The sequence below is a fragment of the Streptomyces sp. AV19 genome, from assembly GCF_015999245.1.
In the GTDB taxonomy this organism is placed as follows: Bacteria; Actinomycetota; Actinomycetes; order Streptomycetales; family Streptomycetaceae; genus Streptomyces.
This window is the reverse complement of record NZ_JAEAMR010000007.1, coordinates 1,009,955-1,020,935: the sequence shown is the minus strand read 5'-3', so window position 1 is coordinate 1,020,935 and position 10,981 is coordinate 1,009,955. Positions and strand designations below refer to the sequence as shown.

8 protein-coding genes, 1 pseudogene and 1 riboswitch are annotated in these 10,981 nt (G+C 70.8%); of the genes and pseudogenes, 2 read left to right on the top strand and 7 right to left on the bottom strand.

Going from position 1 to position 10,981, the window contains the following annotated elements; genetic code table 11:
- Positions 1-266 (top strand): annotated as a pseudogene (locus I5Q34_RS14300) (ABC transporter ATP-binding protein); the annotation flags it as partial.
- 37 nt (positions 267-303) lie between these two features.
- Positions 304-2,814: an ABC transporter permease gene (locus I5Q34_RS14295; protein WP_199892550.1), complete on the top strand. Its 2,511-nt coding sequence runs from the start codon at positions 304-306 to the stop codon at positions 2,812-2,814.
- A gap of 65 nt (positions 2,815-2,879) precedes the next feature.
- Here the strand turns inward: I5Q34_RS14295 and I5Q34_RS14290 are convergent, their stop codons facing one another.
- The 7 genes from I5Q34_RS14290 to I5Q34_RS14260 form a co-directional block, all read right to left on the bottom strand.
- Complete coding sequence (locus I5Q34_RS14290) at positions 2,880-4,190, bottom strand: cyclopropane-fatty-acyl-phospholipid synthase family protein (RefSeq protein WP_199892549.1); 1,311 nt, start codon at positions 4,188-4,190, stop codon at positions 2,880-2,882.
- 213 nt (positions 4,191-4,403) lie between these two features.
- Complete coding sequence (locus I5Q34_RS14285) at positions 4,404-5,780, bottom strand: NAD(P)/FAD-dependent oxidoreductase (protein ID WP_199892548.1); 1,377 nt, start codon at positions 5,778-5,780, stop codon at positions 4,404-4,406.
- Between the two features lie 414 nt (positions 5,781-6,194).
- Positions 6,195-7,148, bottom strand: a complete 954-nt coding sequence (locus tag I5Q34_RS14280) for a Ppx/GppA phosphatase family protein (protein WP_199892547.1) — start codon at positions 7,146-7,148, stop codon at positions 6,195-6,197.
- Positions 7,149-7,202: 54 nt separating this feature from the next.
- Positions 7,203-7,730, bottom strand: coding sequence for a DUF501 domain-containing protein (locus tag I5Q34_RS14275; protein WP_199892546.1), 528 nt, complete (start codon positions 7,728-7,730; stop codon positions 7,203-7,205).
- Positions 7,731-7,775: 45 nt separating this feature from the next.
- Positions 7,776-8,243, bottom strand: a complete 468-nt coding sequence (locus tag I5Q34_RS14270) for a septum formation initiator family protein (protein WP_199892545.1) — start codon at positions 8,241-8,243, stop codon at positions 7,776-7,778.
- Positions 8,244-8,384: 141 nt separating this feature from the next.
- Positions 8,385-9,665, bottom strand: a complete 1,281-nt coding sequence (gene eno, locus I5Q34_RS14265) for a phosphopyruvate hydratase (RefSeq protein ID WP_199892544.1) — start codon at positions 9,663-9,665, stop codon at positions 8,385-8,387.
- Between the two features lie 269 nt (positions 9,666-9,934).
- On the bottom strand, positions 9,935-10,669 hold the full coding sequence (locus I5Q34_RS14260; RefSeq protein ID WP_199892543.1) for a transglycosylase family protein: 735 nt from the start codon (positions 10,667-10,669) through the stop codon (positions 9,935-9,937).
- A 4-nt stretch (positions 10,670-10,673) separates the two neighbouring features.
- Positions 10,674-10,820: riboswitch (cyclic di-AMP (ydaO/yuaA leader) on the bottom strand.
- Positions 10,821-10,981 lie beyond the last annotated feature (161 nt).

Sequence of the window (10,981 nt, the reverse complement as noted above, 5' to 3'; positions counted from 1 at the left end):
GCCGCCCCGAGATCATGTTCGCCGACGAGCCCACCGGCAACCTCGACTCCCGCTCCGGCGCCGAGGTCCTCGGCTTCCTGCGCAACTCGGTGCGCGAGCTCGGCCAGACCGTCGTCATGGTCACCCACGACCCGGTGGCCGCCTCCTACGCGGGCCGCGTGGTCTTCCTCGCCGACGGCCGGATCGTCGACGAGATGTACGAGCCGACGGCCGACGCGGTCCTCGACCGCATGAAGGCGTTCGACGCCAAGGGCCGTACGAGCTGACCATGACGACCGCACACGACCCCCAGGACAGCTGACGATGTTCCGTACCGCCTTGCGCAACGTCCTTGCGCACAAGGCCCGGCTGCTGATGACCGTCCTCGCCGTGATGCTCGGCGTGGCCTTCGTCTCCGGCACCCTGGTCTTCACCAACACCTTCTCCGAAGCCCAGAAGAACAGCTCCCAGAAGGGCTTCGCCCACGTCGACGTCGCCATCGAGCCCCACGCGGCGGACCGCGACGAGAGCGCGCCCGGCCGGGCGCCCCTGCTGACCCAGCGCCTGCTGGACAAGGCCGCCGAGGTCCCCGGCGCCGCCTACGCCACCGGCACCGTGAACGGCAACGCCTTCCTCGCCGGCAAGGACGGCGAGCTGGTCGGCCAGGGCTTCTCCCGCGCCGGCTCCAACTACTTCCCCGGCCCCGACGGCAAGGACGCCCGCTACCCGCTGACGTCCGGCCGCGCCCCGCAGCGCGCCGGCGAGATCGCGGTGGACGCGAAGACCGCCGACCGCGCGGGCTTCAAGGTCGGCGACACCGTCCGGATGTCCGTCAGCGGACCGGTGCTCCCCCAGAAGATCACCGGCATCTTCACCACCGACAGCGGCAGCGTGACCGCCGGCGGCAGCCTGACCCTCTTCGACACGGCCACCGCGCAGAAGCTCTTCACCGAGCCCGGCCGCTTCAACGAGATCGACGTCAAGGCCGCGCCCGGCACCTCCCAGACCGCGCTGAAGGCCGGGATCGACAAGATCCTGCCGCGCGACGCCGAGGCCACCACCGGCCAGAAGCTCGCCGACGACGAGGCCCGGATGATCGAGCAGGGCTCGGAGAGCTCCAAGACGATCCTGCTGGTCTTCGCCGGAATCTCGCTCTTCGTCGGCATCTTCATCATCGCCAACACCTTCACCATGCTGGTCGCCCAGCGCACCAAGGAGCTCGCGCTGCTGCGCGCGGTCGGCGCCAGCCGCCGCCAGGTCACGCGCTCCGTGCTCATCGAGGCGTTCGTCGTGGGCACCGTCGCGGCCGTCGCCGGCCTGCTCGCCGGCATCGGCATCGGCGCCGGGATGCGCTCGGCGATCGGCTCCGAGATGCCCGACGGCCCGCTCGTCGTCACCCCGGGCACGATCGTCACCGCGCTGGTCGTCGGCATCGTCGTCACGATGCTCGCCGCCTGGCTGCCCGGCCGCCGCGCCGCGAAGATCCCCCCGGTCGCCGCCATGAACAGCGTGCACGCGGTGGCCACCACCAAGTCGCTGGTCGTCCGCAACACCATCGGCGCCGTCATCGCCGCCGCGGGCGCCGGGCTGAGCCTGGTCGCCACCGACGAGTCCGGCCTCGGCCTGGGCGCCGGCCTGCTGGTCATCGGCGTCTTCGTACTGACCCCGCTGCTGGCCAAGCCGCTGATCAAGGCCGCCGGCCCGGTGCTGCGCCTGTTCGGCATGTCCGGCAAGCTGGCCGGGCAGAACGCGGTCCGCAACCCGCGCCGCACCGCCGCGACCGCCTCCGCCCTGATGATCGGCCTCACCCTGATCACCGGTCTGACGGTGATAGCCGGCAGCATGCAGAAGGCCGTCGACAGGATGGCCACCGACGCCATCAAGGCCGACTACGTGGTCGTCATGGCCAACATGAACGCCCTCTCCCCCGACGTGGCGAAGAAGCTGGCCCAGCAGTCCGACGTCACCGCCGTCAGCTCGCTGCGCGAGTCCCCCTCCCGCATCGGCGGCGAGTACGAGTCCCTGGCGGGCGTCGACGGGAAGTCCATCGACAAGCTCGTGAAGCTCGACTTCACGGCCGGCTCCTTCGCCGGACTGTCCGGGAACAAGGCCGTGGTCGACACGAACCTGGCCAAGGACCGCGGCTGGAAGCTCGGTTCGTCCTTCCCCGTCACCTACGAGGACGGCAAGAAGGGCAAGCTGACGGTCGGCGGTATCTACAAGGGCAACGAGATGCTCAAGGGCATCATGGTCGACAACACCACCCTGACCCCGCACATGTCCGAGGTCAACGACAAGCAGGTCATGGTCAAGACCGCGTCCGGCGCGAGCGACTCCGCCAAGAAGTCGCTGCAGAAGGCGCTCGGCGACAACCCGGCGATCCAGGTCCAGGACAAGGACGACATCTCGAACGAGATCGCCAAGGCGATCAACATGCTGCTGAACGTCCTCTACGGACTGCTCGCCATGGCCGTGATCGTCGCGGTGCTCGGCGTCGTCAACACCCTGGCGATGTCCGTCTTCGAGCGCCAGCAGGAGATCGGCATGCTGCGGGCGATCGGCCTGGACCGCTCCGGCATCAAGCGGATGGTCCGCCTGGAGTCGCTGGTCATCTCGCTCTTCGGCGGCGTCCTCGGCATCGGCCTCGGCGTCTTCTTCGGCTGGGCCGCGGGCCGGCAGATCGCCGAGAAGATCGCCACCTACGAACTGGTCCTCCCCTGGGGCCGGATGGGCGTCTTCCTGCTGCTGGCCGCCGCGGTCGGCGTGCTGGCCGCGCTGTGGCCGGCCCGCCGGGCTGCCCGGATGAACATGCTCAACGCCATCAAGGCCGACTGACGGCCGTACGGCAACACGAAGGGCCCGGCTCCCCCGTGAGGGGGGCCGGGCCCTTCGCCGTTGTCTCAGGAGTGCCACTCCCGGGTGCGCAGCGGCAGTCCGGGATCACCGGATCCGGGTGTACGCACCGCGAGCACCTGGTTGACGCCGATGCGGTTGCGCTCGAAGGAGAGCGCCGAGGCCGCCATGTACAGCCGCCACACCCGGGCCCGGCCCGGCGAGGTCAGCCGCACGGCCTCGTCCCAGTGCTCCTCCAGGTTGGCCACCCAGCGGCGCAGGGTCAGCGCGTAGTGCTCGCGCAGCGCCTCCACGTCACGGACCTCGAAGCCGGCCTCCTCCAGCTGCGCCACGGTGCGGCCGACGGGGGCCAGTTCACCGTCGGGGAAGACGTAGCGGTCGATGAACTCGTCGACCTGGTAGCCCTCTTCGTCCCTGAGCGGGCGCCGGGCGATCTGGTGGTTGAGCAGCCGGCCGCCGGGCTTCAGCAGCGCGTGCAGGTCGGCGGCGTACTCGGCGTAGCGGGCGCGGCCGACGTGCTCGGCCATGCCGATGGAGGAGATCGCGTCGAAGGGGCCGTCGGAGATCTCGCGGTAGTCCTGGACCCGGATCTCCACCCGGTCCGTCAGCCCGGCCTCGGCGATCCGCTTGCGGGCGTAGGCCGCCTGCTCGTCGGAGAGCGTGATGCCCACCGCGCTCACCCCGTACTCGCGGGCGGCGTGCAGCACCATGGAGCCCCAGCCGCAGCCGACGTCGAGCAGGCGCATGCCCTCCTTCAGGCCGAGCTTGCGGCAGACCAGGTCGAGCTTGGCGCGCTGGGCGTCCTCCAGGGAGGCGCCGGGCTCCCAGTAGGCGCAGGAGTAGACCATGGACGGGCCGAGGACCTTCTCGTAGAAGGCGTTGCCGACGTCGTAGTGGTGGCTGATGGCCTGCTTGTCGCGGCGCAGGGTGTGCAGTGGCCCGGTCGTCCGGCGGGCCTCCTCGACGGGCGGGGAGGGCGGCACCCAGGGCCCGGCGAGCTTCAGCAGCTCCTTGCCCGCGGCGCGCAGGCCGGGGTCGCGCAGGGCGGCGAGGGCGGCGAAGGGGCCGGAGCGGCGCGGGTCGTCCTCGCCGCGCTCCCAGATCGATTCCGCGAGCAGGTCCAGGGCCCGGTAGAGGTCGCCGTCGACGTCGAGGTCCCCGGCCACCCAGGCGCGGGCCAGGCCGAGTTCCCCCGGCTTCCACAGCAGCCGGCGCAGGGCGCGGCGGTTGCGGACGACGAGCACCGGGGCACCCGGCGGACCCGCCTCGCTGTGGTCCCACGCACGCAGCCTGACCGGGAGCGGTGCCCCCAGTGCCTGTTCGGCGAGAGCGGCGAGCCGTCGGGCGGCCTGGGCCATGTCGCACACCTCCGTGAAGAAGACCAGGAGATAGGTTCATCTACCACCTAAACACCTGTGGGGCGTGCTTTAGTCCTTCCCGGCCGGAGTTGGTCACCTCCGCGGGGACGACGGGAATTCGCCGCGTCGGCGGAGCGGGCGCGGACACGCCGGAGGGCGCCCACCCCACGGATTGGTGGACGCCCTCGTACGCCGGCCGCTGCCGACGGCGTGTCAGCTGGCCTTGGCCTTCTGGGCCGGGGCCGCGTCGCGCGGCGCCGGCTTGGCGGCCTCGTAGAACTCCTCGCGGGGGTTCTCCATCGCGCCGAGCGAGACGACCTCGCGCTTGAGGAACATGCCCAGCGTCCAGTCGGCGAAGACGCGGATCTTGCGGTTCCAGGTCGGCATGGCCATGCCGTGGTAGCCACGGTGCATGTACCAGGCCAGACGGCCCTTGAGCTTGATCTTCATCTTGCCCAGGACGATCATCGCGACGCCCTTGTGCAGGCCGAGACCGGCGACCGCGCCCTTGTTGGCGTGGCTGTACTCCTTCTGCGGGAAGCCCCGCATGCCGGAGACCACGTTGTCGCCGAGGACCTTGGCCTGGCGCAGCGCGTGCTGGGCGTTCGGCGGGCACCAGGCGTTCTCGTTGCCGGCGCGGCGGCCGACCATGTCCGGCACCTGGGCGTTGTCGCCCGCGGCCCAGATGTAGTCGGTGCCCTGCACCTGGAGGGTCGCCTGGGTGTCCACGTGACCGCGCGGGCCGAGCGGCAGGCCGAAGCGGGCCAGCGCCGGGTTGGGCTTGACGCCCGCGGTCCACACGATCGTGTTGGAGTCGACCTCGAGGCCGTTCTTGAGGACGACGTGGCCGTCGACGCAGGAGTCCATCGAGGTCTCGAGGTGGATCTCGATGCCGCGGCTGGCGAGGTGCTCCTTGCCGTACTGGCCGAGCTTCTCACCGACCTCGGGGAGGATGCGCGGGGCGGCGTCGACCAGGACGAAGCGCATGTCCTCGCGCTTGACGTTCCGGTAGTGCTTGGCCGCGTCGCGGGCCATGTCCTCGACCTCGCCGATCGTCTCGGCGCCGGCGAAGCCGCCGCCGACGAAGACGAAGGTGAGCGCCTTGCGGCGGATCTCCTCGTCGGTGGTCGAGTCGGCCTTGTCGAGCTGCTCCAGCACGTGGTTGCGCAGGCCGATGGACTCCTCGATGCCCTTCATGCCGATGCCGTTCTCGGCGAGGCCGGGGATCGGGAAGGTGCGGGAGACCGCGCCCATCGCGATGACCAGGTAGTCGAAGGGCAGCTCGTACGCCTCGCCGACCAGCGGGGCGATCGTGGCGACCTTGCGGTCCTGGTCGATGGTGGTGACGCGGCCGGTGAGGACCTCCGCCTTGGGGAGCACACGTCGCAGCGGCACCACGACGTGCCGCGGCGAGATGCTGCCGGCGGCTGCTTCGGGGAGGAAGGGCTGGTACGTCATGTACGAGCGCGGGTCGACGACCGTGACCGTCGCCTCGCCGTACCGCATCTTCTTCAGGATGCGGCGGGCCGCATACATGCCGACGTACCCACCGCCTACTACGAGGATCCGTGGACGCTCCGTGGTGCTCATGATTCGAGTATCCAGCACACCCCGAAGGGGTGCTCGTGCGCCCCTTCACAAGGCGCAGGGGGGTATCTGCTACACTTCGCCGCCCACGTGACCGACGCCATAGCCCCGATGGGGAACCACTTCGTCCCCAAATGCGTTGGGCACCCCCGCTGAGCTGGCCTTGCGACCTCGAACACGAGTGGACCACCGAGGCCGATCCGATGCGTGAACGTTCCTCCAACCCCCAAGGAACAAGGGTGTTCACGCTCATCCGGGCCTCCCGGCCCCCTGATGGGAGGCCGGAGAGCATCAGTCCGTGGCCCTAGGGCCAGATTTTCATGTGAAGGATTTCACGAACTTTCTCGGCGCCTGTGGCCCCTGCGGCCCTTCCGGACGGCGCTCCAGGCGATTCCGTCCGACATCGCTCGCAAAACGTCACTCGTTGTCGAGTGCCGCGTGCCAAGCGATTCCGTCCAGAATGTCGTGTTCGCTGACCACGACCTCCCGCGCGCCCGTCCGCTCCATCACGCACTGGAGCACCAGCGCCCCCGCCGCGATGACGTCCACCCGTCCCGGGTGGATCACCGGGATCGCGGCGCGCTCCTCGTGCGTCGAGGAGAGCAGCCGCGCGGTGATCTCGCGGACCCGCTCCAGCGGGATCCGCGCGTGGTGGATCGCGGCCGAGTCATACGCGTCCAGCCCGAGCGCGACGGCGGCGACCGTGGTCACCGAACCGGCCAGGCCCACCAGCGTGCGCGCCTCACCCAGCGGAACGGTCTGCTCCGCGAGGTCCAGGGCGGCCTCGACGTCGGCCCTTATCGCGGCCACCCGCTCCGGCGCCGGCGGGTCGGACACCTCGCCGTCCACCAGGAGGTGACGCTCCGTCATCCGCACGCAGCCGACGTCGACGCTGCGCGCCGCCCGGACGTGCTCCTCGCCGACGACGAACTCCGTGGAACCGCCGCCGATGTCCACCACGAGGAAGGGCCGCGCGAGGTCGGTGCGGCCGGTGAGCTCCTTGGTGGCACCGGTGAAGGAGAACTCCGCTTCCTGGTCACCGGTGATCACCTCGGGCCCGACGCCCAGGATGTCCACGATCCCGCGCACGAACTCGGCCCGGTTCTCCACGTCGCGGGAGGCGGAGGTGGCGACGAACCGCACCGTCTCCGCCCGGTGCTCCGCGATCACCGCGGCGTACTCCCGGCACGCGGCGAACGTCCGCTCCAGCGCCTCCGGCGCGAACCGCCCGGTGCGGTCCACCCCCTGCCCCAGCCGGACGATCGTCATCCGCCGGTCGAGCTCCTTGAACTCGCCGGTGGCGGGGTCGAGATCGGCCACGAGCAGGCGGATCGAGTTCGTACCGCAGTCGATCGCGGCAACGCGGGTCATGCGCTCTCCAGCAGTCGTCGGGTGATCACCGGGTGATCGGGGCGTCCGGTGAACCTACTCCTCGGTGCCGCACGGCGTCACGCACGGCCCCTTGCGCCACCACTCCGGCAGCATCGCGATCGCCTCGTCGCCGAGCGGGTTGACGCCCGGTCCCGCGGCCAGCGAGTGACCGACCAGCACGTGCAGGCACTTGACCCGGTCCGGCATGCCGCCGGCGCTCGGGAAGCCCTCCAGCACCTCGATCGCGTCGCGCCGGCGGATGTAGTCCTCGTGCGCCGCGCGGTAGGCGGCCGCCAGCTCCGGGTCGCTCTGCAGCCGGGCGCTCATCTCCTTCATGACGCCCTCGGCCTCCAGCGTGCCGATGGCCGAGGCGGCGCGCGGGCACGTCAGGTAGTAGAGCGTCGGGAAGGGGGTGCCGTCCTCGAGCCGCGGCGCGGTCTCCACCACGTCGGGGTTGCCGCACGGGCAGCGGTGGGCGATGGCGCGCAGGCCGCGCGGCGGGCGGCCCAGCTGCTCCTTGAAGGCGGCGATGTCCGCCTCGGTGGGCTCGGTGGGCTCGGTCTGGGGAGGAGGCGTGTCCATGTGCTCGCTCGTGCTCGGAGGATCGGAAAGGAGAGTGGGCCGGGGTCAGCGGTGGCCGTCCGAAGTGTCCACCCCGTCCCAGAGGTTGCTGTACCAGGGCCGGTCGCCGGCGCCCTGGTCCCGGCGGCGCTTGGCGCGCCCGCTGCCGTCGACCACGGTGAAGCCGGTCTCCCCGGGCCGTACGTAGTGCAGGTGCTCGCGCGCCTGCTGCTCGACGTACGCCGGGTCCTCCAGCCGCGCCTTCTCCTCGCGCAGGAGCTTCACCTGCTCGCGGGCGCGCTCGGAGCGGTGCCGCTGCTCGTCGATGTCGGAACGCTGGGTGACCCACTGCCGCATCGGATAGGCCAGGGCGACGACCAGGGAGCAGACGACCAGCGCCAGCAGCGCCGCGCGGCCGGTGAGCCGGCTGCGGCGGGGCGGCCGGGTGCGACGGCCCCGGGCATCCGGTCCCTGGACGAGGGCCGTGCCGATCGCCTTGAGCCTGGTCGCGGTGGAAAACCGTTCCGCCGCCACGTCGCCTCCCCGCTGGTCGCTGCACCGAAGCCAAACCGTCCCCGGCCACGGTACGGGACCGTGGCCGGGGACGTGGTGAGGCTTGAGGCTTTGTCAGCCCCTGGCAGCGTCAGCCTTGCCGCTGTGTCAGCCCTTGCTGTGTCAGCCCTTGAAGCGCGGGAACGCGGAACGGCCCGCGTACACCGCGGCGTCGTCGAGGATCTCCTCGATGCGCAGCAGCTGGTTGTACTTGGCCACGCGCTCGGAGCGGGCCGGGGCGCCGGTCTTGATCTGACCGCAGTTGGTGGCGACGGCCAGGTCGGCGATGGTGACGTCCTCGGTCTCGCCGGAGCGGTGGGACATCATGCACTTGAAGCCGTTGCGCTGGGCCAGCTCGACGGCGTCGAGGGTCTCGGTCAGCGAACCGATCTGGTTGACCTTGACCAGCAGGGCGTTGGCGGCGCCCTCCTCGATGCCGCGGCCGAGGCGCTCGGGGTTGGTGACGAACAGGTCGTCGCCGACGAGCTGGACCTTGTCGCCGAGGCGCTCGGTGATGGTCTTCCAGCCGTCCCAGTCGTCCTCGAACAGCGGGTCCTCGATGGAGACCAGCGGGTACGCGGCGACGAGCTCGGCGTAGTAGTCGGTCATCTCGGCCGCGGTGCGGTCCTGGCCCTCGAACTTGTAGACGCCGTCCTTGTAGAACTCGGAGGCGGCGACGTCGAGCGCCAGCGCGATGTCCTGGCCGGGGGTGTAGCCGGCCTGCTTGATGGCCTCGAGGATGAGGTCGAGGGCCTCGCGGTTGGAGCCGAGGTTCGGGGCGAAGCCGCCCTCGTCGCCCAGGCCGGTGGACAGGCCCTTGGTCTTCAGCACCGACTTGAGGGTGTGGTAGACCTCGGTGCCCCAGCGCAGCGCCTCGGAGAAGGACTCCGCGCCGATCGGCGCGATCATGAACTCCTGGATGTCCACGTTGGAGTCGGCGTGCGAGCCGCCGTTCAGGATGTTCATCATCGGAACGGGCAGCAGGTGCGCGTTCGGGCCGCCGAGGTAGCGGAAGAGCGGCAGGTCGGACGCCTCGGAGGCGGCGTGCGCGACGGCCAGGGAGACGCCCAGGATGGCGTTGGCGCCCAGCGAGCCCTTGTTGTCGGTGGCGTCCAGGTCGAACATCGCCTGGTCGATCAGGCGCTGCTCGGTGGCGTCGTAGCCGACGAGCTCCGGGCCGATCTGCTCGATGACGGCCAGCACGGCCTTCTCGACGCCCTTGCCCAGGTAACGGTTCTTGTCCCCGTCACGGAGCTCGATGGCCTCGAAGGCGCCGGTGGAGGCGCCGGACGGCACGGCGGCACGGCCGGTGGAGCCGTCGTCGAGGCCGACCTCGACCTCGACCGTGGGGTTGCCTCGCGAGTCGAGGATCTCGCGAGCTACGACGACGTCGATGGACGGCACGAGGGTCTCCTTCGTGTGTGTCTGGAGTTCTGCAGCACGAGCCTAACGGGCCCCGGAGGGTCCGCCCGCCCCCGGACCGCCGCCGGGCCGGAAAAATGGCACAAACGCCGAGATCACAGGATGAATGGGCTGGATGTTCGCCCAGCGGTGAACGGATCCGGGCACCTCTGCTTCAAGGCACTGCCCGCCGGAACGGCGGAGCCCCGCTCCGATGCCGCTCGGGGGGAGAGGCGCATCGGAACGGGGCGGTCCGCCGGAGGCGGCGAGGCTCAGCTGAGGTGCAGCTTCTGGCCGGGGAAGATGACGTCGGCGTCCTCGACGATGTCCTTGTTGCGGTCGTAGAGCTTCTCCCAGCCGCCCTTGACCTTCTTGGCCTCGGCGATCTTGGCGAGGGTGTCGCCCTCCTTGACCTCGTACTCGCCGTCACCCATCTTGATCGTCTTCGGGGCGGCGTGCTTCGGCGCGGCCGGCTTGGCGGCCGGGGCCTCCTCCGTGCTCTGCTGCGGGGCGGCGTGCTTCGGCGCGCTCTGGCGCTCGCTGCGGTCGGCGTGCTTCTTGGTGGAGACGCCGCGGTCGCCCGTGGACTTCTGGGTGGTCGTCGTGGACGAGCCGGAGGTGTCCACGTCGGCCTTGGCACCGCCGGAGGTCAGCGGGCCGGCGCTGGCGCAGCCCCAGGCACCGGGGCCCTGCATGGCGAGCAGCTTCTCGGCGACGGCGATCTGCTGGCCCTTGGTGGCGAGGTCGGCGCGCGGGGCGTAGGCGGTACCGCCCGCGGCGGCCCAGGAGGACTGCGAGAACTGCAGACCGCCGTAGTAGCCGTTGCCGGTGTTGATCGACCAGTTGCCGCTGGACTCGCACTGGGCGACGCGCTCCCAGGTGTCGACGGAGGCGGCGTGGGCGGAGGTCGCGGCCATCAGCGGGGCGGCGACTGCGGCGCCGGTGACACCCGCGAGCGTGGCGATGCGGACGGCCTTGTTCGGACGACGGTGCTTGCCCTTGGACATGACTCGGTTTCCTCACCGGCGCCTACGAGGTGAGCTGTCGGGTTCGGGCGTGAGTTGCCCGGCCAGGTGGCTTGCGCGCACCCGGCTTCACCCCTAGCCGCTCGGGCACCCCCGGTCACTGACCGGCGGACCGTCGCGGCGACTTACCTGGTTCCCCCGCTCCTGCCTACGGCGCTTGCGCGACGACTCCCCCGGCCGCCGGCAGGATTCGGCGTGACGACCGTGGTGCTCGCGGTGGCGAGCGGTGACGACGTTAAGCACAGGCGGCCTACGGGTTCAAACCCCCCTTTTCGGCCACCGGCTGGATCCCAC